The sequence below is a fragment of the Novosphingobium sp. SL115 genome, assembly GCF_026672515.1.
Lineage (GTDB): Bacteria > Pseudomonadota > Alphaproteobacteria > Sphingomonadales > Sphingomonadaceae > Novosphingobium.
The window spans coordinates 2,379,146-2,402,223 of record NZ_JAPPRG010000002.1 but is presented as its reverse complement, the minus strand read 5'-3'; the positions used below and the strand labels follow the sequence as shown (position 1 = coordinate 2,402,223).

General features: G+C 60.9%; 21 protein-coding genes and 1 pseudogene. 13 read left to right on the top strand and 9 right to left on the bottom strand.

The features are described from left to right. Positions 1-36 precede the first annotated feature (36 nt). The 3 genes from OVA07_RS13090 to OVA07_RS13080 all read left to right on the top strand — a co-directional run bounded on the left by OVA07_RS13090 (position 37) and on the right by OVA07_RS13080 (position 3,291). A complete protein-coding gene (locus tag OVA07_RS13090) occupies positions 37-246 on the top strand; it encodes a hypothetical protein (RefSeq protein ID WP_268171886.1) in 210 nt (69 codons plus the stop codon). 253 nt (positions 247-499) lie between these two features. Then, the gene (locus OVA07_RS13085; RefSeq protein WP_268171884.1) at positions 500-697 is read left to right on the top strand and encodes a YezD family protein; all 198 of its coding nucleotides are present in this window, start codon (positions 500-502) and stop codon (positions 695-697) included. Between the two features lie 104 nt (positions 698-801). Further along, positions 802-3,291 (top strand): TonB-dependent receptor, encoded by a 2,490-nt coding sequence (locus OVA07_RS13080; protein WP_268171883.1) that lies wholly within the window; start codon positions 802-804, stop codon positions 3,289-3,291. A 67-nt stretch (positions 3,292-3,358) separates the two neighbouring features. On the opposite strand, the gene OVA07_RS13075 is transcribed toward OVA07_RS13080, so the two are convergent. After that, entirely contained in the window at positions 3,359-4,222 is an 864-nt protein-coding gene (locus OVA07_RS13075) for a TIGR00266 family protein (RefSeq protein ID WP_268171880.1), read from the bottom strand. 69 nt (positions 4,223-4,291) lie between these two features. Here OVA07_RS13075 and OVA07_RS13070 point away from each other — a divergent pair, with 69 nt between their 5' ends. Then, entirely contained in the window at positions 4,292-4,933 is a 642-nt protein-coding gene (locus OVA07_RS13070; protein ID WP_268171879.1) for a TetR/AcrR family transcriptional regulator, read from the top strand. 26 nt (positions 4,934-4,959) lie between these two features. Beyond that, positions 4,960-6,231: a YceI family protein gene (locus OVA07_RS13065; RefSeq protein WP_268171878.1), complete on the top strand. Its 1,272-nt coding sequence runs from the start codon at positions 4,960-4,962 to the stop codon at positions 6,229-6,231. 6 nt (positions 6,232-6,237) lie between these two features. Here the strand turns inward: OVA07_RS13065 and OVA07_RS13060 are convergent, their stop codons facing one another. From OVA07_RS13060 to OVA07_RS13040, 5 genes are all read right to left on the bottom strand, one after another. Then, positions 6,238-6,873 carry a TetR/AcrR family transcriptional regulator gene (locus OVA07_RS13060; RefSeq protein ID WP_268171877.1) on the bottom strand — a complete coding sequence of 212 codons (636 nt, stop codon included), beginning with the start codon at positions 6,871-6,873 and terminating at the stop codon, positions 6,238-6,240. A 22-nt stretch (positions 6,874-6,895) separates the two neighbouring features. Further along, positions 6,896-7,090: a hypothetical protein gene (locus tag OVA07_RS13055; RefSeq protein ID WP_268171875.1), complete on the bottom strand. Its 195-nt coding sequence runs from the start codon at positions 7,088-7,090 to the stop codon at positions 6,896-6,898. A 93-nt stretch (positions 7,091-7,183) separates the two neighbouring features. Next, positions 7,184-8,629 (bottom strand): efflux transporter outer membrane subunit, encoded by a 1,446-nt coding sequence (locus OVA07_RS13050; RefSeq protein ID WP_268171874.1) that lies wholly within the window; start codon positions 8,627-8,629, stop codon positions 7,184-7,186. Further along, positions 8,629-10,203 (bottom strand): DHA2 family efflux MFS transporter permease subunit, encoded by a 1,575-nt coding sequence (locus OVA07_RS13045; protein ID WP_268172713.1) that lies wholly within the window; start codon positions 10,201-10,203, stop codon positions 8,629-8,631. Before OVA07_RS13045 ends, OVA07_RS13050 begins: the two co-directional genes overlap by 1 nt. A gap of 26 nt (positions 10,204-10,229) precedes the next feature. After that, positions 10,230-11,366 carry an HlyD family secretion protein gene (locus OVA07_RS13040; RefSeq protein ID WP_268171873.1) on the bottom strand — a complete coding sequence of 379 codons (1,137 nt, stop codon included), beginning with the start codon at positions 11,364-11,366 and terminating at the stop codon, positions 10,230-10,232. Between OVA07_RS13040 and OVA07_RS13035 the strand changes: the two genes are divergently transcribed. The 5 genes and pseudogenes from OVA07_RS13035 (at position 11,365) to OVA07_RS13015 (ending at position 17,675) form a co-directional block, all read left to right on the top strand. Continuing rightward, positions 11,365-11,706, top strand: a complete 342-nt coding sequence (locus OVA07_RS13035) for a hypothetical protein (RefSeq protein ID WP_268171872.1) — start codon at positions 11,365-11,367, stop codon at positions 11,704-11,706. The genes OVA07_RS13040 and OVA07_RS13035 overlap by 2 nt on opposite strands. A gap of 4 nt (positions 11,707-11,710) precedes the next feature. Continuing rightward, positions 11,711-12,274, top strand: a complete 564-nt coding sequence (ahpC, locus tag OVA07_RS13030; protein WP_268171871.1) for an alkyl hydroperoxide reductase subunit C — start codon at positions 11,711-11,713, stop codon at positions 12,272-12,274. A 182-nt stretch (positions 12,275-12,456) separates the two neighbouring features. Next, positions 12,457-14,017, top strand: a pseudogene (gene ahpF / locus OVA07_RS13025) (alkyl hydroperoxide reductase subunit F). A 180-nt stretch (positions 14,018-14,197) separates the two neighbouring features. After that, entirely contained in the window at positions 14,198-16,135 is a 1,938-nt protein-coding gene (locus OVA07_RS13020; protein ID WP_268171870.1) for a glycoside hydrolase family 3 protein, read from the top strand. Positions 16,136-16,208: 73 nt separating this feature from the next. After that, positions 16,209-17,675 (top strand): ATP-binding protein, encoded by a 1,467-nt coding sequence (locus tag OVA07_RS13015; RefSeq protein ID WP_268171869.1) that lies wholly within the window; start codon positions 16,209-16,211, stop codon positions 17,673-17,675. Positions 17,676-17,679: 4 nt separating this feature from the next. Here the strand turns inward: OVA07_RS13015 and OVA07_RS13010 are convergent, their stop codons facing one another. Next, positions 17,680-18,219 (bottom strand): DUF3237 domain-containing protein, encoded by a 540-nt coding sequence (locus OVA07_RS13010; RefSeq protein ID WP_268172712.1) that lies wholly within the window; start codon positions 18,217-18,219, stop codon positions 17,680-17,682. 239 nt (positions 18,220-18,458) lie between these two features. Between OVA07_RS13010 and OVA07_RS13005 the strand changes: the two genes are divergently transcribed. Next, on the top strand, positions 18,459-18,938 hold the full coding sequence (locus OVA07_RS13005) for a MarR family winged helix-turn-helix transcriptional regulator (protein ID WP_268171868.1): 480 nt from the start codon (positions 18,459-18,461) through the stop codon (positions 18,936-18,938). Between the two features lie 83 nt (positions 18,939-19,021). After that, entirely contained in the window at positions 19,022-19,438 is a 417-nt protein-coding gene (locus OVA07_RS13000) for a c-type cytochrome (RefSeq protein ID WP_268171867.1), read from the top strand. Between the two features lie 24 nt (positions 19,439-19,462). On the opposite strand, the gene OVA07_RS12995 is transcribed toward OVA07_RS13000, so the two are convergent. Beyond that, on the bottom strand, positions 19,463-20,134 hold the full coding sequence (locus tag OVA07_RS12995; RefSeq protein WP_268171866.1) for a substrate-binding domain-containing protein: 672 nt from the start codon (positions 20,132-20,134) through the stop codon (positions 19,463-19,465). After that, the gene (locus OVA07_RS12990; RefSeq protein WP_268171865.1) at positions 20,112-20,504 is read right to left on the bottom strand and encodes a LacI family DNA-binding transcriptional regulator; all 393 of its coding nucleotides are present in this window, start codon (positions 20,502-20,504) and stop codon (positions 20,112-20,114) included. Before OVA07_RS12990 ends, OVA07_RS12995 begins: the two co-directional genes overlap by 23 nt. A 348-nt stretch (positions 20,505-20,852) precedes the next feature. On the opposite strand from OVA07_RS12990, the gene OVA07_RS12985 reads away from it, so the two are divergent. Then, a complete protein-coding gene (locus tag OVA07_RS12985) occupies positions 20,853-23,078 on the top strand; it encodes a beta-glucosidase family protein (protein WP_268171864.1) in 2,226 nt (741 codons plus the stop codon).

Here is a 23,078-nt window from a genome sequence, read left to right as displayed (position 1 = left end):
AGGCGATGCCCGGATAAGGACCGAGGAACAATGGCCATGCAGACAGCAGCAGCAAGGCAGCTCGAAGAGGTTTTCGGCACACTTCGCGGTGCGTTGGAGGAACTGGATACCCATGGAGAAGCCATGGCCGCGCTGCATCTGGCCATGGCGGTGGACTGTCTGCGTGAAAGCATGGACAACGAAGCCGGGGCGAACGTTGGCACCGCTACGTCTGTGCCCTATCTGCGGCTGGTGGCTTCATCTTGAAAGATTAGGACGCCTGAACGGCGCGTTACAGTTTTCAGGGTCGCAAACATAAGGGCGGTGGCAGCAATGCCGCCGCCCTTTCGTTTTGGCGGCTGATTTCGCTGGATTACGGACCTGCGCCGGAGCGTTGGTCTTTTGCGATGGATAGACGGGCTTTGTGGGGAGACAGGCAAAGTTTAATGTCTATATTATCAGTAGAGTATAGAGGGGTGGCAACGGCGATTCGCCAGACATGCAGAAAGGATCGAACCGGATGTCTCAAACCAACCCACCTGCGGCCCCACCCGGTCCCGGCGAAAGCGTTGTGGCTGAGAGCCATATTGAAGAGAGCCTGGCCAGCGTGCGCGAAGCCCTGACCGGGCTGCGCTATGGCAATGTATCGCTGACCATCCACGAAGGCCGGGTGGTCCAGATTGACGTGACCGAGAAGCGACGGCTCAAGCCGAACTGACCGCAAACGTCCTGCAATTTTCTTCAAGTATCAAAAACAAGAACACCGCGCCGCTGACCGGACCACCGGAAGCATCGTTCGGGAACACCACATGAGGTCCTGCGATGAATTTCCGTGTCCTGCTTCTGGCGGGGGCTGCGCCCTTTGCCCTTGCTGCGTTTGGCGCTTCGACCAGCGCGTTCGCTGAAGAAACCGTTCCTGCCACCACCGGTTCTACGACCACGGGCCCTGCAGATGTGCAGGAATCGTCCGTTGGGACCGGGGCCAATGATAGCGGCACTATTGTCGTTACCGCCCGCCGCCGCGCTGAAACCGCGCAGGATGTGCCGCTGGCCATTTCGGTGGTCGGGGGCGAACATATCGACAGCACCGGCAGCTTTAACGTGGGCCGTTTGCAGCAACTGACCCCGACCTTGCAGTTCTATTCGTCCAACCCGCGCAATACGGCGGTGAACATCCGTGGCCTTGGCGTGCCGTTCGGCCTGACCAACGACGGGATCGAGCAGGGCGTCGGCATCTATATCGACGACGTTTACAATGCGCGCGTTGCATCGGCCACGTTCGACTTTCTGGACGTGAAGCAGATTGAAGTTCTGCGCGGGCCGCAGGGCACGCTGTATGGCAAGAACACGACGGCCGGCGCGATCAACATCACCACCAACCAGCCGACCTTCGATTTTGAAGGCAAGGCCGAAGTGAGCGTGGGCAACCTGAATTATGTTCAGGCCAAGGCTGCCGTTTCAGGCCCGATCACCGATACGCTGGCTGCACGCCTCGCGGTGTCTTCGACCAGCCGCCGGGGCACGATTTACAATGTGACGTCGAACCAGTGGATACAGAGCCAGGACAACCTTGGCTTGCGCGGGCAACTGCTGTTCAAGCCCAGTGAAGCGCTGAGCATTACGCTCGCGGGCGATTACAGCGAACAGGATGCGGTGTGCTGCGGTTCGGTCTATGTCCGCACCGGCACCACCCAGCGCAGCGCTAGCCGCCAGTTTGCAGCCCTTGCCGCAGCGCAGGGTTATTCCGTACCAAGCACCAATCCGTTCGACCGCTTGAGCGATCTGGATTCCACGCTGCAGGCGGGGAACAAGATTGGCGGCGCGTCGATCAAGGTGAAGTGGGATGTGGGTCCGGGCACACTGACGTCGGTTACGGCATGGCGGTTCTGGGACTGGCAGCCGCAGAATGACCGCGACTTTACCGGGTTGCCCATCGTCAGCAAATCGCAGAACCCGTCGCAGCAGGACCAGTACACGCAGGAACTGCGCTATAACTACAGCGGCGACCGGTTCGACTTTGTGGTGGGTGCGTTCGGTTTTTATCAGCGGATCGACACGCAGGGCACCGAAGCGCACGGCAGCGCATCGACCAAGTGGAACCTTGCCCCCACAAACGCGCTGTATAATTCCAATGTTCTGAACGGTTTGACCGCGCTGAACACGCAGTATTTGAAGAACACCAGCGTCGCACTTTATGGGCAGGGAAGCTGGAAGGTGACGCCGGAGTTCACCATTCAGCCGGGTCTGCGCCTGAACTATGACAAGAAGGACGGGTTCTATCAGCGCCGCGTATTCAACGCTGCTGGCACCGAAATCCTGATCGATGGCACGACCAATGCGGTGAAAACCGCGCAGTTGGCGATCTTTACCCCGCAGGAAATTTCACCGCAGTTCAGCGACTGGAATTTCAGCTATGACTTCACCGCCAGCTATAAGGCGGCGCCGGGCGTGCTGGTTTATGCGACTTATGCCAAGACGTTCAAATCGGGCGGGATCAACCAGAACGGCGTGCCCACCGATACATCTAACAACCCGATCCTTGCCGCAGCGACGGTGAAGCCGGAATCGGTGCAGCACTATGAAGCGGGCATCAAGACCGAGTTCTGGGATCGCCGCGCCATCTTCAATCTTTCGGCGTTCCGCACTGACATCAAGGACTATCAGGCCAATGTGAACAACGGCCAGTTCGGCGTGCTGCGCGGCTATCTGGCGAATGCCGAAGCGGTGCGTTCACAGGGGATCGAGGCCGATTTCTCGGTCCGTCCGAGCGACCGGTTCAATGCTTATGTCAACGGTGCCTATACCGATGCGACCTATCGCAAGTTTGTGGATGCGCCGACGCCGCCGGAACTTTCGGGCGGATCGAGCAGCAGCGCCACGGTAAGCTGCGTCAACAACCCGAACCTTGGCGTTGCGGGCACGGCTGTAAGCCCTGCGTCGTGCGACATTTCGGGCCAGCGCCTGCCGGGCGTTTCGAAGTGGTCGTTCTCGTTCGGGTTTGAAGCCAATGCGCCGGTCAATTTCCTGAGCCGTGAGGGCCAGGTCTATTTCGGCTATGATGGCAGCTATCGTTCGGACTTTTCGTCCAACCCGACGCCTTCGATCTATACCAATATCGATGGCTATTCGCTGTCGAACTTCCGCGCAGGGTTCCGCACGGAAAGCGGTTTCGACATCTATGGCTGGGTGCGTAACGCCTTTGACCAGAACTATTTCGAACAGCTTTTCGTTGGCCCCGGCAACACCGGGTTGATCGCAGGCCTTCCCGGCGATCCGCGGACCTGGGGCTTTACCGTGCGGTCCAGCTTCTAAGCCACCCCGCAGCGCATGCGGAACTTATGGGCCGGTGGTTTGCGCCACCGGCCCTTTTTTCTTTGGATCAGTGGTTCCCGCCGATGAAATCACCCAGGCCACCCAGCAGCGATCCTTCGCCCCGGTTCTGCCCGCCGCTGGAACCGGCTGCGGCCAGCATACGCCCAGCAAGGCGTGAGAATGGCAGCGATTGAATCCACACTTTTCCGGGGCCGCGCAGGCGGGCAAAGAACAGGCCTTCGCCGCCGAACAGGACCGAGCGGACGCCGCCGGCAGTGACCAGATCGAAATCGATGGACGGGGTGTAAGCGGCAAGGCAGCCGGTATCGACGTGCAGTTCTTCGCCCGCGCGCAGTTCCTTTTCAACCAGCGTGCCGCCCATCTGGACGAAGACCCAGCCATCGCCATCGAGCTTTTGCATGATGAAGCCTTCGCCGCCGAACAGCCCGGTCATCACCTTGCGCTGGAAGGCGATACCGATGGATACGCCCTTTGCCGCGGCAAGGAAGCTGTCCTTCTGGCAGATCAGCGTGCCGCCGACATCGGACAGCTTGATCGGCAGGATCGCGCCGGGGGTGGGGGAGGCGAACGCGACGCGGGCCTTGCCGTGGCCGTTGTGGGTGAAGACCGTGGTGAACAGGCTTTCGCCCGTGACCAGCCGCTTGCCTGCGCCCAGCAGCTTGCCCATGAAGCCGCCGCCACTATCGCCGCTGCCGTCGCCGAACACGGTGGTCATGCCCACCGTGCCGTCTTTCCAGACCAGTGCGCCTGCTTCGGCAACCGCGCTTTCACCGGGGTCGAGTTCGATTTCGAGGAACTGGAGTTCCTGTCCCTTGATCTCGAAATCGATATCGTCAGCGATGCCGGTGCTGCGGTGGTGCTGCCATGGACTTGTTGGACATGAATGTCTCCGTAAGTGAACTGAGGCCAATTTAGGTGCGATCAGGATGGATGCGAGAGGGCATATCGCACGTTCGTCGACGCTGGTATGACGCTTGTCATGGCATCTGTTACTGAAAGCCTTACAACGCCCGACCGATTGCTGGCCGGGGCCGAGCGTGTGGTGGTGCGCGAAGGCGTGCGTGCGTTGACCGTGCGGCGCATTGCGGACGAGGCGGGGGTGAACTCTGCACTGGTGCGCTATCACTTTGGCGATACCGATGGGCTGCTGGGTGAGCTGGCGCTGCGCAATGCGGCGCGGCTGGGCGATGCGCGCAAGACATTGCTGGCGACATTGCAGCCGGGGGATTTTGGTGGAGCGGTGGATGCGCTGGTCGTGCCGTTGTGGGCGCGCGCGGCGATGAACCCGCAATTTCGCGCCATCGTGGTGCTGGACGAGGTATTTTCGCGTTCGGGCACAGACCTTAACGCGCGAATCTGGGCGGTTATGGCCGATGGGGTGACGCAAGTTCAGGCGGCTTTTGAAGCGTGCCTGCCGGGTGTGTGCCCGCGCGATCTGGCGTGGCGTATCCGTTTTGTCACGGCGGCGGCGCTGGACATTCCGCCGCGCGGGCTGCCCGATGGGCGCGAAAATGCGCGCGCAACTTATGGTGAAGAGAGCGAGGCGGAGCGACTAGCGCGGTTCCGTGACTTTGCCATGGACGCACTGTGGATGGACAAGAGCCACGGTTCCCGGCCATAACCGTTGCGATACGGGAGATGCCATCAATGACCACACTTCCACCGGCCCGCTATTCCGGCGCCGCGATTGCCTTGCACTGGATCATCGCTGCGCTGTTGCTGTTCCAGATCGGGTTGGGATGGGCGCTGGAAGAGCTGCCCAAAGGCGTGGCGCAGTTTACTGGATATCAGTTCCACAAATCGGTGGGCATCGCGATCCTGCTGTTCAGCCTTGCGCGGCTTGCGGTGCGTTTTGCCAAGCCGCGCCCTGCGCCGGTTCCGGCATCGAAAGCGCAGACATTACTGGCAAGTGCGGTTCATGCGGCGCTCTATGGTGTGATGATCCTGGGGCCGCTGACGGGGTGGGTGATCGTTTCCACCGCCAAAGTGCGGTTGCAAACAATGCTGTTTGGCACGGTGCCATGGCCCGACCTCCCGGTAAGTGCTGCGCTGCATGATCCGGCGGAAGGGCTGCACGGCCTGCTGGCGTTCGTGGGGCTGTTGCTGATTGCGCTGCACGTTGCAGGCGCACTGTATCACCACTTCAAGCGCGAAGACGTGATCGGGCGGATGATGCCTGCGGCGATTGCCAGCCACAAGGCTGTGGGTATTGCAGCAGTGGTGGCCATTGTGGGCGGCTTTCTGGCGATGACGGCGGGACGTTCGATGACATTTGCCCCCACACTGCCAACTGCGCCTGTGGTTGAGCCGAGCTCTTCGGATATGCCAGATATTGAGGAGCCTCCCGCCGCGGCGAGCGACGTGGCGGTTGAGGCAGAGCCTTCTGCCGTGGCGTCCGAACTGGCGGCCAGTGCCAAGGCAAGCCCGTGGAAGCTGGAAAAGGGCGGGCGTCTGGGCTTTACGGCTGAATATAGCGGCGAGGCGATTCGGGGCACGTTCAACCGTTGGGATGCGGCGATCGTGTTCGATCCCGATGACCTGCCCGGCTCATCGATCCGGGTGACGATAGATCTGGCGTCGGTGGAAAGTGGTGACGGGCAGCGCGACGATATGCTGAAGGGCGAGAGCTTTTTCGGTACGGCTGCGCAGCCGCAGGCAAGGTTTGTTTCCAGCGCGATCCGCAAGCGCGGCGAAGGGCGCTATGTCGCCAATGGCACGTTGTCGCTGCACGGAAAGTCGCGGCCTGTGGCGGTCAACTTCGCGCTGAAGATCGATGGCAACAAGGCCATCGCTTCGGGCAGCACGACATTGCAGCGTCTAGCCTTTGGCGTAGGCGAATCCGAATTTTCTGCCACCGATCAGATGAAGGATGCGGTGGGCGTGGACTTTACGCTGAAAGCGACGCGACAAGGGGACTGAAGCCGATCAGGTTTGAACGCGAAGGCCTGCGAAGAAAAATTCGGAGTAGCTGCGCGCCCAGCGTTCGGTTTCCGCGCGATCAAACGTGCGGGCGCTGCCGATGAGTTTGGCATGGCCGAGCAGACCTTCCAGCCAGAAGCGCGCGGCCAGCGGATAGTCGTCTATCTGGATGCCTTCGTCGGTCGCCGCTTCGCGCAGTTCGGCCTCGATATTGACCAGTGCATCGGCAAACATGGCGTAACGATAGTTGATTTCATCATCGCCGAATTCCTGATCGCACCAGTCGAACAGCCGTTCCATCATCATGCCATCGGGTGAGAGCAGGATTTGCACGACCAGCGCGGCGCGCAGGCAAAAGCGTTCCACCATGGGCAAGCCGTCGCCAATCGCCATGACCGAAACGCGGCGCTCCTCAACCTTGTGACAGAGAAGCGCTTCGAGAAATTCGCGTTTGCCTGAAAAGCGGGCGTAGATGGTGGCCTTGCCAATACGGGCATGGCGCGCGACGCGATCAAAGGTAAAGGCGTCAAACCCCTGATCGCGCAGGACTTCCCATCCAGCTTCAAGAATGCGCACCGGCAGGCGCTGCGCTTCTTCCAGCGATGGGCGCCCGCGTTTGCTGGCAAAAACGGCGCAGGTCACGCCGATCTTGCAGGAATTTTCATCAGTGGACGGTGGGCTGTTCGGCCCCGATGGGTCTTGCCGCTCCGTCATGATTGCGGTCCCGCTCGCAGAAACGCTCTGCCAGCTTGTCTGCCATACTGCCGCCCAGCTTGGGCGCGTGCAGCGGACACGACATTTCCAGTCCTTCGCAATAGGCCTGCCAGAAGCGGCGGCCCGCGTCCGTAATCCAGCTCATCCGTCTCACCTTCTCGTCTTTGCGACGTTTCGTGAGAGGAGACTGCCTTAGCTGTCAGCAGAGTCAATATACTATAAAATGGACGAAACCGGCTCATTTCTGCGGCTCCGGGGTATTCCAGCCAAGACCAAGGGCTTTTTCCACGGCGATAAAGCCACTGGTGAGATCTGCCTTTGCCGAGTTTGCAGCCATCGCCAGTTGTAGTGCCTGACGTTCTGCATCAAGCCGGTCAGTGCGGCGAATGGTGCCTGCGGAAAGGCGCTGTTGTTGTAGATCGACGTTACGGCGCGCGCGGTTTTCTGCGTCCACGGTCTTGGCGAAAGCAACACGTTGCGCGCCAAAGCGGGCCAGCGAACCTTCGGCATCCTGAAGCGCTGCCAGCACGGTGCGGCGATAGTTGGCTTCGGCTTCGGCATAAGCGCCCTTGGCCACATCGACCTGCCGATTGGCGCGGCCACCATCGAACAACGACCACTGGATGCGCGGCAGAACAAGGCCGACGATATTGCCGGGATCGACAACATCACCGATGTTCTGCCCGCCAAGGCCGAGCAGGCCCATGAACGAGATCTTGGGGAACTTGTCCGCGATCTTTGCGCCGACATCGGCATTGGCGGCTGCAAGCTGGCGTTCGGCCATGCGGATATCGGGACGGCTGCGCAGAAGCAGAGCGGGATCGCCCACAGCAACTTCGGCGGGGGGCAGCGGAATAGCAGCGGGGGCCGAAAGCAGGGCGTCGAGCGCGCCGGGTTCCTTTCCGGTGAGCACGGAAATCTGGTCCATCAGGACCGCGATTTCCGCACGGCTTTTGGCCAGATCGGATTCGCTGGTGAAGCTTTGCGCTTCGGCAGCGTTGACCGGCTGGCGCGCGGTTGTGCCTGCGGTGAAGCGCTGGCGAGCGAGGGTGACCAGTTCGGTGTCGATGGCGGCCTGCCGTTCCTGTAGCGCGACCATGGCCTGTCGGGCGCGGAGGCCGACATAAGCGCGGGCGAGTTCAGCCGAGAGCGTGACGCGAGCGTCCGCTGCACCAGCCTGAGCGGCCTCTGCGCGCGCACTGGCTGCCTCGATCTTCCGACGGGTACCGCCGAACAGGTCAAGTTCCCACGAGGCGTCGAAGCCGATGTTGTAGGCGTTGATTTCATCCCGCCCGCCGCCTTCGCCAAACAGATTGCCCGGCACGTTGATATAAGGTGCCATGCCCGATGCGTTGACCGTGGGCAGAACTGCCGTGCGATTGGCAGCAAGCGATGCGCGCGATTGCGCCACGCGGGCATTGGCCGCCGCGATGGTTGGGGCATCGGCCAGTGCGCTGTCGACAAGCTGGTTCAGCACCGGATCGCTGAGGCTTTCCCACCAACGTGCGGCGGGGGCCGCCGTGTTGGCGGCGGTATCGGCGCGAATGAAGGCTCCGCGCGATGCGGCCTGCGGGGCGGAGGCAGGGGCACCGGCATAGTCCGGGCCAACGGTGGCGCATCCGGCCAGTGCCAGCGCCAGCAACGAGGTCGCGGCGGCGCGGCGGAGGGTCTGGGGGGCAATCATCAGTGTGCAGCCTTTGCGTGGTAGCCCTTGGGAAGCGGGCGCAGGAGCAGAACAAGCGGCGCGACGAGCACAATGCCCACGGTCAGCGCCATGAAATCATCGTTGAAGGCCATGACCAGAGCTTCGCGCAGCACCTGCCCGTCAAGCGACCTGAGCGCTGCGGCCATGCCATCGGGGCCGCCGCCATACGTCATCGCCTGCTGGCTGACCCAATCCTGCACGTTGAGGTTGTTGGCCCCCAGCGCGCTGTGCAGGCTCCAGCGGTGAAATTCCCAGCGTTCATCCTGCAGCGTGGCAAGCAGGGCGAGACCAATGGAACCGCCAAGGTTACGACCTGCGTTGAACAGGCCTGCACCGTCACCGGCTTCCTCGACAGACACCGAACTGATGGCGGCCTGATTGAGGAACAGCATACAGAACACAGTACCAAGCCCGCGCAAGAGCTGGGTCACCACGAAATCGCTGCCGCGTGACTGGGCGGTAAGGCTGACGTCCATGTAGCACGACAGGCCAAGCAGGATGATGCCGGTGCCCACAATTACGCGCAGATCCACCCGTGCAACAAGGATGGGGAACATGGGCATCATCAGTGCAGCGGGAATGCCCGAAAGAAACACGATCTTGCCCGCTTGCAATGCGTTGTAATCGGCCACGGCGGCAAGGAATTGCGGAATGACATAGGCCGTGCCGAACATGACCGCGCCCAGTACCAGCGACAGCGTGAATACCGCTGCAAAGGCACGGTTGCGCAACAGGGCAAGTTTAATGACCGGGCGTTTGGCATAGACTTGCCCGATGCCAATCATCACGAAGCCCAGCACGGTCATGGCGGTCAATTGCCAGATCAGCGCGGATTCAAACCACTGTTCGCGGTGGCCTTCTTCCAGGACGACGGTAATGCCGCCAAGGCCGAGCACCATGCCGATCACGCCGAACCAGTCGGCATTGATAAGTTCACCCAGCTTCATCTTGCCTTTGGGCAGACCGACAAAGAGCAGGACCATGAGGATGATGCTGATCGGCACGTTGACGAAGAAGGCATAGTGCCAACTGAAATTCTCGGTCAGCCAGCCGCCGACCAGAGGCCCCATGACAGGCCCCATGATGACGGTGGAACCGAACAGGGCGGTGCCGATGGGCTGCTGCGAAGGCGGCAATCGGGTTGCGATGATGGTGAGCGCGGTGGGGATCATCGCGCCTGCGGTGAAGCCTTGCCCGATGCGGCCAAGGATCATCATGGTGAGCGAAGTGGAAAGCCCGCACATGATCGAGAACACAGTGAACAGCGCGGTGGCGATCATCAGGAAGCGACGCAGGCCGAACACGCGCTCAAGCCATGCGGTGAGCGGGATGATGATGATTTCGGCCACGAGATAGGCCGTGGCAATCCACGTCCCTTCGCTGGACGATGCGCCGATTTCGCCCTGAATGGTGGGGAGCGAGGCGTTGACAATGGATATGTCGAGTGTGGCCATCAGCGAGCCGATGGCTCCTGCGGCTACGCCCATCCATGCCGTGGCGTCGGCCTTTTCGGGCGTGGCGGGCGGAGGTGGGGGAAGGGTGGCTCCCTCCATATCCTCGCCGGTCAGGCTGGCGGCGCTCACTTCGAGGTCACCCGATCCTGTTCTTCACGGATAGATTCAATGGCCGATTTGGCGTTGCGGGTGTCAACCTCGACATGCAGCGACAGACCGGGCACCAGCACCTTGCGCGATTCCGGCCCAGCGTTGATGCGGATGCGCACGGGCACGCGCTGGACGATCTTGGTGAAGTTGCCGGTGGCGTTCTGCGGCGGAATCAGCGAAAAGTTGGCGCCGGTGCCCGGCGTGATGCTTTCGACAGAGCCGTGGAAATCGACATCGGGCAGAGCATCGACATGCACGGTCACCGGCTGGCCGGGGCGCATCAGACCAATCTGCGTTTCCTTGAAGTTGGCTTCGACATAAATCGCCTGCGTCGGTACGATGGTCATAAGGCGCTGGCCCGGCGTGACGTATTGACCGACGCGGACGGTGGAATTGCCGATCTTGCCTGCGATGGGTGCGACAAGGCGGGTGGTGGCAAGATCGTTGCTGGCGGCTTTGCGCTGCGCTTCGGCGGCCTTGATCTGTGCGGCGGACTGACCCGCCTGCGCGCGGGCGCTGACTACGCGGTCGCTGGCGGCGGACAGCGCGGCCTGCTTGGCAGCGACATCGGCGGCGGACTTGTCACGGTTGGCGACGAGCTGGTCGAAGCCTTGACGCGGTTCGGCACCACTGGCCACCAGTGGGCGCATGCGGGCAACTTCGCCGTTGAGGTAAGCCAGATCGCGCTGCGAGGCCTGAAGCGCGGCGCGGGCCTGTCCGACCGCCGATTGCGCTTCGTTGATCGAGGCGAGCGTGGCGGCTTCGGTGGCGCGGGCGACGTCAACTTGCGCGCTGCTTTGGGCAAGGCGGGTGTCGAAATCGGTGGAATCGATCTGCACCAGCAGTGCGCCGTCGGACACTTGCTGGTTGTCGGTGACGCCGACCGTGCGGACATAGCCTGCCAGCTTGGAACTGACGGTGACGCCATCCGCCTTCACATAGGCGTCATCGGTGTCCTGCATGAAGCGACCGACGGTCTGATAATCATACAGCGACCATGCGCCATAGACTGCGCCTAGCGCCAGTGCCGCCAGCGCGATGCGTCCTACGGCTTTCTTGCGGCCTTCATTTGCGGGGGCATTTTCAGGATGGGATTCGGGGGAGGAGGCCATGGTTCATCCATCTGGAAAAGAATTGAACGAAATCGTTTCGTTTCGATTTGCCACTTGGTTTGGTTGCGAAAGGATTTCAAGTGCGGAAATCGCCAGGCGGCATGCAAAAAATGCACGCATGCGAATTAACAAACCGAAAATAAAGGATTTTTCGAAACACAGAATCTTTGGCTATCCTTTTGGGCAAGGGCCTGTTTTGTCGGGAAAAGTGCGCCCAGAGAAGCTATTGATCGACGCAATCAATCAAACAGGGCGGAATTGTGCATTGGAAATTCCGCGTTCCATGCACTACTTCGCCAATCACAACGCAATTCAACCACGACCAATCAGAAGGATTTGAGTCTATGTCGATCGTCGGAACCAAGCTGAAGCCTTTCCAGGCGACCGCTTTCCATCAGGGCAAGTTCGTTGATGTCAGCGACACGGACGTTGTGGGCAAGTGGGGCGTGTTCTTCTTCTACCCGGCCGACTTCACCTTCGTCTGCCCGACCGAACTGGAAGACCTTGCCGACAGCTATGCCGAGCTTCAGGGCATGGGCGTCGAAGTATATTCGGTGTCGACCGACACGCACTTCAGCCACAAGGCATGGCACGACAGCTCGCCCGCCATCGGCAAGATCAGCTATTACATGCTGGGCGACCAGAACCACACGATCTCGAACAACTTCGGCATCCTGCGCGAAGGCGTTGGTCTTGCTGACCGCGGCACTTTCGTGACCGATCCCGACGGCACGATCCAGCTTGTCGAAATCACGCCTGAAGGTGTGGGCCGCAACGCTGCTGAACTGGTCCGCAAGATCAAGGCTGCCAAGTACTGGCGCGAAAATCCCGGCCAGGTTTGCCCGGCCAAGTGGGAAGAAGGTGCAGAAACGCTTGCTCCTTCGATCGACCTCGTCGGCAAGATCTGATGTCCCCCGGCAGGGAGGTCGCCGCGTGGGGCTGATCTTCCTGCCATAAGCCGCCGGACGGGCTGCGCCGATTACGGGCAGCCCGCCGGTTCCACGCAACCCCAGATCACATCATCGCATTGATCCACCCGTGCGCCGACCAGACGGTGACGCGCGACCCCGTATGTCCGAAAGGTTTGACCATGCCCGTTCTCGACGCCGCCACCACTGCCCAGCTCAAGGCTTACCTTGGCAATCTGCGCCGCCCGATTGAACTGGTGGCCACGCTGGACGACAGCGCCAAGGCCGCCGAAATGCGCAGTCTGGTCGAGGAAGTGGCCGCACAATCCGACAAGGTTACCGCGCGCTTCGATGGTACTGACGAACGTGTGCCCAGCTTTGCCATTCGCGCTGATGAAGGCCGCGCAGAGGCGGTGTTTGCGGGCCTGCCGATGGGGCATGAATTCACTTCATTGATCCTTGCGCTGCTGCATGTTGGCGGCCACCCGCCCAAGGAAGATGCCGAACTGCTGGATCAGGTGCGCGGTCTTGATGGCCCGCTGCATTTCGAGACGTTCTTTTCGCTCACCTGCCAGAACTGCCCCGACGTGGTGCAGGCGCTGAACATCATGGCGGCGCTGAACCCCAATGTCAGCCACGTTGCCATCGACGGTGCGCTGTTCAAGGATGAGGTGGAGCGTCGCCAGATCATGGCTGTGCCGACCGTGTTTCTGAACGGGCAGCCGTTCGGTTCGGGCCGCATGGATCTGGCGCAGATCGTGGCCAAGCTGGACACCAATGCATCAGCGCGTGCGGCGGAAAAGATTGCGGCCAAAGATGCATTTGACGTGCTGGTTGTGGGCGGTGGACCCGCTGGCGCTGCGGCGGCGATCTATGCCGCGCGCAAGGGCATTCGCACGGGTGTCGTGGCCGAACGCTTTGGCGGGCAGGTGCTGGACACCATGGCAATCGAGAACTTCATTTCGGTTCCGCACACCGAAGGGCCGAAGCTGGCCGCGCATCTGGAACAGCACGTGAAGGAATATGACGTTGACGTTATGAATGTGCAGAAGGCGGTGGAACTGGTGCCCGCAGGTGCCGATGGTCTGCATGAAGTGCGGCTTGAGAACGGTGCCAGCCTGAAGTCGAAGACGTTGATCCTGTCCACCGGCGCGCGCTGGCGGCAGATGGGCGTGCCCGGTGAAGACGATTATCGCAACAAGGGCGTGGCCTATTGCCCGCACTGCGATGGTCCGTTGTTCAAGGGCAAGCGGACGGCGGTGATTGGCGGCGGCAATTCGGGCGTGGAAGCGGCCATCGACCTTGCCGGGATCGTTGCTCATGTCACGCTGATCGAATTCGACAGCCAGCTTCGCGCCGATGCGGTGCTGCAGACCAAGCTGCGCAGCCTGCCCAATGTCACCATCGTTACGGTCGGCCCTGACGACCGAAGTGCTGGGCGATGGCGCGAAAGTGACAGGCCTTGTTTATAAGGACCGCGCCAGCGAAGTTCTGCACACGGTCGAACTGGAGGGCATCTTCGTGCAGATCGGCCTGGTGCCCAACACCGAATGGCTAAAGGGCACGATCGAGCTTTCGCCGCGTGGCGAGATCGAGATCGATGCGCGCGGCGCCACCAGCCTGCCGGGTGTCTTTGCTGCCGGGGACGCGACGACTGTTCCTTACAAGCAGATCGTGATTGCCATGGGCGAAGGTTCGAAGGCGGCGCTTTCGGCGTTTGATTACCTGATCCGACAGGTTTGATTCCCCAAAGGCTGATTCCCCCTCTCAGCCTTTCGGGTCGCAGGGCGGCGGCGTGGCACGGATCGGCCACGTCGCCGTTTCTGTCTGGGCCGCTTTTTGTTTTGGGGTTTTCAATTTGACGCGATGCGGTTAGTTTTCGGTTTGTCTAGCGCTGTCAGAAAAAATCCGGGAAGAGAATCGATGCACCGCCACAGCCGCTCCGCCTGTTCCTTTTCCTTGCGTGCTGCGTTGGTGGCAGGGGCCGCCCTGCTGGCCTTTGGCGGTACTGCCATAGCCAAGCCCGCATTCCGCGATCTGAACCATAACGGCAAGCGTGACGTCTATGAAAACACCGCGCTGCCGGTGGAAAAGCGGCTGGATGACCTGTTGGCGCGCATGACGCTGGAGGAAAAGGTCGCGCTGATGTTGCACGGCACGCTTCAGGCCGAAGGCGGACGCGGGATTGGCGTGGGCAAGGCCTATGACAAGACGCTGGCGCAGGAATTGCTGGCGCGGGGGGTGAACAGCTTCATCACCCGCATTGCGCCTGATCCTGTGACCTTCTCGAACGAAAACAACGCGATCCAGAAGCTGGCCGAGGCTACGCGCCTTGGCATTCCGGCGACGATCAGCACCGATCCGCGCAACCACTTTCAGGTTGTTGTAGGAGCCAGTGCCGATGCCAGCGGATTTTCCAAGTGGCCCGAAACGCTGGGCATGGCGGCTATTGGCGATGAAGCGCTGGTGGAACGGTTCGGCAAGCTGGTGGCGGGCGAATATCGCGCGGTCGGCATCCAGATGGCGCTGTCGCCGCAAGCAGACCTGTTCACCGAACCGCGCTGGCCGCGTGGCACGGCGACGTTCGGGTCTGATCCTGCCACTGTATCGCGGCTTGCCGGGGCCTATGTTCGCGGGTTTCAGGGTAGCGCCGATGGTCTGGTGAAAACGGGTGTGGCAACCATCGTGAAGCACTGGGTCGGCTATGGCGCAGAACCAGAAGGGTTTGACGGGCATAACTATTATGGCCGCATCGCCAAGCTGGACAATGAAAGTTTTGCGCAGCACGTGGCGGCGTTCGATGGCGCGCTGGCGGCGAAATCTGCGGGCGTGATGCCGACCTACGTCATTGCCGAAGGTGTCAGCATTGATGGCAAGCCGCTGCCGCAAGTGGGAGCGGGGTTCAGCAAGCCGTTGATCGACGGGCTGCTGCGCGGGACCAAAAAGTTTGGCGGCATCGTGATTTCCGATTGGGCGATTACCAATACCTGCCCCGAACAGTGCATGGCCCCGACAACGGAAAAGCCACAGGGCTTTGCCATTGCGATGCCGTGGGGCGTTGAAAACATTGCCGAGGAAGATCGCTATGCCATGGGCGCCAATGCGGGGATTGACCAGTTTGGCGGGGTGGACAATCCCGCGCCACTGATGGCCGCAGTGAAGGCGGGCAAGGTGTCCGAAGCGCGCGTCACCGAGGCGGCGCGCCGGGTGCTGCGCCTGAAGTTTGACCTTGGCCTGTTTGACAATCCTTATGTCGATCCGGTCAAGGCTGCGCAGATTGTGGGCAGCAAGGCGACGCAGGCGGAAGCCGATGCAGCCCAGCGCGCCGGGCAGGTGCTGCTGGAAAACCGGGGCGGATTGCTGCCGCTGAAATCCGGGACCAAGGTTTGGCTTTCGGGTGTATCGACTGATGATGCGCGTGCCGCCGGACTGACGGTGGTTGACAGCGTTGAAGCGGCAGATGTGGCGCTGGTGCGCGTGGCGACACCGCATGAAATGCTGCACCCCAACCACTTTTTTGGGTCGCGCCAGAACGAAGGACGGCTTGATTTCCGCGCTAGCGACGATGCGACTAAGATGATCCTTGCCGCTGCGGCCAAAGTGCCGACCGTGGTTGCGGTTGATCTGGACCGGCCTGCGGTGCTGACCGAAATCAAGGACAAGGCCAGCGGTCTGTTCGGCCTGTTCGGGGCAAGCGATGCGGTGCTGCTGGATCTGGTGACGGGCAAGGCCAGCCCCAAGGGCAAGCTGCCATTCGAACTGCCATCATCCGCCAAGGCGGTGGAAGACCAGCATCCGGGTCGCCCGGATGACAGCGCCAATCCGCTCTACAAGCGCGGCGATGGCATAACGTATCGGTAAGGCAGCATAAGGCCGGGGAAATCATCACGCCCCGGCCTTGCCGACTCTGCGCGCCTTCGCCACAGACGCTGGCGTGAGCGCAAATATAGTCATCGGCGCCGACCGGTCCGGCGCACCTGTCAGGATCGACGTCGAGGAACTTCTTGCCACCCGCCTGCTGGTGCAGGGCAACAGCGGGTCGGGCAAGTCGCACCTGCTGCGCCGGTTGCTGGAGGAAAGCGCCAGCATCGTTCAGCAGGTGGTGATCGACCCGGAAGGCGACTTTGTGACGCTGGCTGAACCGTTCGGCCATGTCGTGGTTGACGGGTCGGCCTATGACGCCACTGAAATTGCCAAGCTGGCGGCGCGTATCCGCAAGCATCGTGCATCGGTGATCCTGACACTGGACGGGCTGGAACTGGAAGCGCAGATGCGCTGTGCCGCCGTGTTCCTGAACACGCTGTTCGATGCCCCGCGCGATGAATGGTATCCTGCGCTGGTGGTGGTGGACGAAGCGCAGATGTTTGCGCCGGCTGCGGCGGGCGACGTTTCGGACGAAGTGCGCCGCCTGAGCCTTTCGGCGATGACCAACCTGATGTGCCGTGGCCGAAAGCGCGGGCTTGCAGGCGTTATTGCGACACAGCGACTTGCCAAGCTGGCCAAGAACGTGGCGGCAGAAGCGTCCAACTTCCTGATGGGCCGCACCTTTCTGGATATTGACATGGCCCGCGCGGCTGACCTTTTGGGCATGGAGCGCCGTCAGGCCGAAACGATCCGCGATCTGGAGCGCGGGCATTTCCTTGGGCTCGGGCCAGCCATCGCGCGGCGTCCGGTGGGGGTGCGTGTTGCCGATGTGCAGACCCGTGCGCGCAATGTGGTGCAGGGGTTGATGCCGCTGCCCAATGCGGCGGGGGCGGCGATGGAATCGATTTTGCTGTCCGAACCGCTGGCCATGGAACCGCCGCCGCGCGCGCCAGAACCGGAAGCGGTGGTGGTGGAAAGCGGCGAATTGCTGGAGCAGATCGAAGGCTACGTGCCTGCTTCTGAACAGGTGGAACCGCCAGTTGCGCCCAGCCTGTTCGAAGCCGAGGAAACTGCCGCCAGCATCGCTTCGACCCTGGCCGAAATGGCGCAGGAACCGGATTGCACGTTCCAGCCCGCTGCCCAGCTCTATCAGGATTTTACCGTGCGGTGCCGGATGTTGCGCATTTTGCCCGGCATGGATCTGAACGCCTTCCGCAGGCGCTTTGCCATGGCGGTTGCCGGGATTTTTGATGACAGTGAAGCGCAGTGGCAGGATCTGCTGCGCATCGGGCGTGACGTGCCGGATGATTTGCTTGCGCCGTTCCTTGTGCTGGCGCGTGCAGCGGTGGAAGGTGCGCCGTGCCCCGATGATGACCGACTGGCCGAAATTTATGGCACACGGTCATCAGGCCGCATTCGCCGCCTGCTGGAACATCTGGAAAAGAGCAATCTGATCGTGGTGCGCACCGATTATGGTGGGCGTCGTTCGGTGGGCATTCCGGCGCTGGGGATGACCACAGCGCCGGTTGAAGCCTGATCGACTATTCTACAGTGTAAAAATCGATCACGACGTTGTCAGGGTTGCGGATGCCGCGCGCGACGAAGACCTTGCGGCGCATCCATTCGTGCGGGCCTGCCTTTACCATGAAGCGCGGTGTGGTGCGGAAATAATAGGCTGACGGATCAACCGGTTCGCCTTTGGCCAGCTTTTCGATCACATCAGTGCTGGCGGTGCGCACGCCGGGGTTGGTCACTTCGATGACGGTGCCATCGGCAGCCTTGATGTAGTAGCGCGCTTCGATGCTGGTCAGGCCGCCGGGCAGGATAACCTGCCAGTCACCGCCTTCGGGCAGGACCGTACCGGTCAGCGCGGGGCCGGTGACGGTGCCGCCCGTGATCGGGATGAAGCGCCTGCGTCCGTTGTCGACTTCGCCCTGTTCCACCACGGGATCAAGCGTGGCCTTGACTGAAAATGCGAAAGTAAGGGTGGGGGCAGGGGCCGCCGGGCCTTCTGCGGCGGTGGCGTTCTGTGCGAACAACAGCGTCAGCAGTAGCCCTGCGCGCAGCGCCAAACCATTCATACGCAATGCAATTCTCCCGAAGGTTATACAGATTGATGTATTACACGGCCTGCCGAAGTTTTCACCCCCATGAATTTGGACCATTTCGTTTCATTGCACTGCACAAACGCTTTGCAGAAAAATGTAAGTCTTACTAATAAAAGGCTTGGGGGCCGTCGATTGTGTTGGGTTTTGCCTGCTTTTTAGCGGCCCTGTGCATGTTTGAAGTGTCTGTTTGATTTGCGTTGGAAGGACCGCTCGTGGCCACGGCCGAGATTACCCGCCAGTCTGTTGTTCCCGAACTGAACCTTGATGGCATTGATGCCGTTCTTGGTCTGCATATCGGCACGGTCAACACGCTGTTCGTTTCGCGTCTGGAACGGCGGCTTGATGCGCTGACCGTGACGCCAAAACAGGTGGCGATCCTGTGGTTGGTCAATGCCAACCCCGGTGTGAAGCAGACTGAACTTTCGCGGTTCTTTCAGATCGAACGGCCGACGGTTCATCAGTTCGTGCGTCAGTTGATTAAGAATGATTATCTGGTCAACGAACCGTCGAAGCTGGATCGTAGAGCCGGTGGTCTGTGGCTGACGGATGCAGGGCGCGATGTTCTGGCAACAGCGCGCACCGTGATTGCGGGGCATGAAGATGAATTGACCGCATGCCTGACCGCGCGCGAAAAAACTGAACTGTTCCGTATTCTGATGAAGCTCTACCTGCAGGCTCCGGCAAAGGACTGACAGGATATCAGGGTGTTTGGGCTCATCTGGTGACGACCGAACCATTCAGCGCGGCGAAAGCCGTTTTGTGGCATAGGCATTTCATGAACCAGAAAACCACCATGTCGAAGCGCCCCATCGTTCTTGCCGCCATGGCCTTGGCCGGGGCGGTGCTGGCTGTCGCGGGGGCAGGGGCGGTAGCTGCGCAACCGGCGGCTGATCCGGCGCGCGGGAAGACCGTTTTCGCACGGTGTGCAGCCTGCCATGATCTGAACACGGGGGCTGTGCGACTGGGGCCTTCGCTCAAAGGCGTGATTGGCCGCAAATCAGGCACGGCAGGCACTTTTGCCTATTCCGAAGCGATGAAATCCAAGGGCGTGGTGTGGAACGCCGAAACGCTGGACACCTATCTTGCAAGCCCATCGAAATACATTCCCGGCAACCGGATGGCTTTTCCGCCGATGAGCAATGCGCAGGACCGAGCCGATGTGATTGCTTATCTGCAGCAGGCCGCACGCTGAGGCGCCTGTGTAAAACGGCTTGTTTCAGCCAGCTTGTGGCGGCGCGGTGGAATCGCGGATAACCACATGGAAATCCAGCTGATGCAGCACGCTTTCAGGTTCTTCGCGCCGTAGTAGTAGGGCCGTGGCGGCGCGGCCCATTTCTTCGATCGGTTGATAGACCGTGGTCAGATAAGGCCAGACTGAGCGCGCGATCCAGCTATCGTCAAACCCGCACACGGAAACATCCTGTGGCACGCGTGCGCCAGCCTGTGAACAGGCGACCATGACACCTGCGGCCGAATCGTCATTGCCAGCAAAAATGGCGGTCGGTCGCCGGTCGCGGGCAAGAATTTCACCGCCTGCGACGATGCCGCCTTCAAAGCTGAAGCCACCGTCGCCTTCGATGACTGGTTCTTCCAGGCCCAGCCTCTGCAATTCGTTGATAAACCCGGCAACGCGGCGCGCTGCTGCGCCATGTGTTACAGGGCCGCGCACCACGGCATAACGACGGTGACCCAGTTCCCACAGGTGACGGGCCATCGCGGCGGCACCAGCGGCGTCATCGATGCATACGCCCGGTGCGCGGTCAGGCTGAATATCGGGGGCGATGCGGACGTAGCGAATCCCGGCGCGGTCGAGGAAGTCCAGAATGATCTGGTTGTCAGTCAACGGTGGGGTCAGCACGAAGCCGTCACAACGGCTGTTGCGCACCATGGCAGAAAGCTGCGCTTCGAGTTCTTCGCGCGGTACGTTTGAATTGAGATTGTCGATTCTGCAGATGATGCTGGTGCTGTTTGCACGCTTCGTAAACGCCCGACTGCACCTTCATCGTGTAATTGGGGCTGGGATTGTCAAACAGCAGGCCGACGATGAATGCGCGTGCGCCGGCAAGCGATCTTGCCGCAGTATCAGGCACATAGTTCAGTTCTGCAATCGCCGCTTCGACCTTGGCACGCAGTTTTGCAGATACGTGCGGCTCGGCATTGATGACGCGCGACACGCTTTTCAGCGAAACGCCAGCCAGCCGGGCAACGTCTTCCATCGTTGCGTGGGCGGTGCTGCGTGCGGTATTTGCGAAAGTCATCCTGTCCTTACCGATGTTTTACGGGCCAATTTTTGCGCTTTTGGCCATGCTGTTTGCGGCCTTTTAGCCGATCCTTCGGTTTCGTCATCACCCTTGTCATCAAGGTTGTAAGCAAGACGCACAACCATACAAGCGATGCATAAAAATCCGATGTTCGAACACGCTGCCGCGCCATCTTGACAGCGTTGCCATACAGCGGCAACCTTGTGTTGGCGAGCGATAATGACTCGCAAGGGAGAGGGCAGGTGAACCGGCCCGTCACAGGTGGATTGTAAAAAACCGACCTCGATGCGGGACGCTTTGACGCGATCCTCTTCCCCAAACCTGTTGCCTGACTTGGAGCATTCAATGTCCTTCTCCAGCCGCCTGCTTCTTGCCGCCCCGTCGGCCCTTGCCTTGATGGCTTCCGCAGCCCATGCCCAGAACGCTCCCGCGCAAGCTGCTGCGGTGGACATGATCCAGGCCGATGCGCGCGCCGCGCAAACCGTTGCGCAGATGACGGCGGACGAAAAGGTCGTCCTGACCCATGGCATCATGCCGCTGCCGCTAGGCGGACCGACACCTCCGATTCCGGCAGATGCAGTGGCTGGCGCAGGCTATATTCCAGGCATTGCCCGCTTGGGCATTCCCGCGCTGAAGGAAACGGACGCCAGCCTTGGCGTTTCCTATGTCATGGGCATCCGCAAGGATTTCGCCACGGCGCTGCCTTCGGGTGTGGCGCAGGCAGCATCGTGGAACCCCGATGTCATGTATCGCGGCGGCGCGATGATCGGTTCGGAAGCCCGCGCCAAGGGTTTTAACGTGCTGCTGGCGGGCGGCGTCAACCTGATGCGTGATCCGCGCAATGGCCGCACATTTGAATATCTGGCCGAAGATCCATTCCTGTCGGGTATGCTGGTGGGCGCGGCAATTCGCGGCATCCAGTCAAACAACATTATTTCCACGATTAAGCATTTCGCGCTTAATGGTCAGGAAACCGGGCGCAAATATGTTGACGTGAAGATCACCGAAGGCGCCGCGCGTGAAAGCGATCTGCTGGCGTTCAAGATCGGTATCGAACAGGGTCAGCCCGGCTCCGTTATGTGCGCCTATAACCGTGTGTGGGGCGAACAGGCCTGCGCCAACGACTGGCTGCTTAACCGTGTTCTCAAGCAATCGTGGGGCTACAAGGGCTTCGTCATGTCGGACTGGGGAGCGGTTCCCAATCTGGAAGCGGCGCTCAAGGGGCTGGATCAACAGTCGGGCGAACAGCTTGATCCGGGCATTTTCTTTGCCGACAAGCTGAAAGAAAAGGCCGCCACGGATTCGGCTTACAAGACGCGGCTGGATGATATGAACCGCCGTATCCTGACCGCAATCTATGCATCGGGTCTGGACAAGCATCCGGTGGTGCCGGGTGGCAAGATCGATTTCGAAGCGAATGCCAAGGTGGCGGAAGAAACCGCAAAGCAGGGCATCGTGCTGCTGAAGAACAGCGGTGTTCTGCCGCTGGCGAAGTCGGCGAAGTCTATCGCCATCATTGGCGGGTTTGCCGACGGCGGCGTGCTTTCCGGTGCAGGATCCAGCCAAGTGCAGGGTGAAGGCGGTGCAGCGGCAGTGAAGCCGGTTGCGGGCAAGGGGGTTTGGGCAAGCTTCATTGCCCAGCAGTTCCACCGCTCAAGTCCGATGGATGCCATTCAGGCGCTGGCCAAGGATGCCAAGGTTACTTTCCGCGACGGGCGTTACATTGCCGATGCGGTAGAAAAGGCCAAGCAGTCCGAAGTCGCCATCGTGTTCGCTACGCAGTGGCAGACCGAAGGACTGGACGTGCCCGACCTTTCGCTGCCGGACGGTCAGGATGAACTGATTGCTGCGGTCGCTGCTGCCAATCCCAACACCATCGTCGTGCTGGAAACCGGCGGTCCGGTGAAGATGCCCTGGCTGAACAAGGTCGCTGGCGTGGTCGAGGCCTGGTATCCCGGCGCGCGAGGTGGCCCGGCCATCGCATCGGTGCTGTTCGGCGACACCAACCCTTCGGGTCGCCTGCCGCTGAGCTTCCCCAAGGATGAAAGCCAGCTTCCGCGTCCCAAGCTGGATGGCTCTGATTGGGTTGAGCCTGATTTTGCCGGCAACCCCACATCGGGCAGCGACAAGCTGGTTTCGGACTATGACATCGAAGGTTCGGATGTCGGTTACCGCTGGTTCGCGCGCAAGGGGCAGAAGACGCTGTTCCCGTTCGGTTACGGGCTGTCCTATACCTCGTTTGAAAGCACTGGTCTGAAGGTGAAGGGGTTTTCGGCCAGCTTCACGGTGAAGAACACTGGCCAGCGTGCAGGCGCTGACGTGGCGCAGGTCTATCTGGTCAGCCGCAATGGCGAGGCCAAGCAGCGCCTTGTCGGGTTCAGCCGCGTTCCCCTTGAACCGGGTGCTTCGAAGCCGGTGACGGTGACGTTCGATCCGCGCGTTCTGGCCGACTGGAAGGATGGCGGCTGGTCGCTCCCGGGTGGTGAATATGCCTTCGCGCTAGGCAAGGATGCGGAAAATCTGTCGGCACCGGTCAAGGTCAAGCTGGCTGCAAAGAAGTGGAAGGATTGA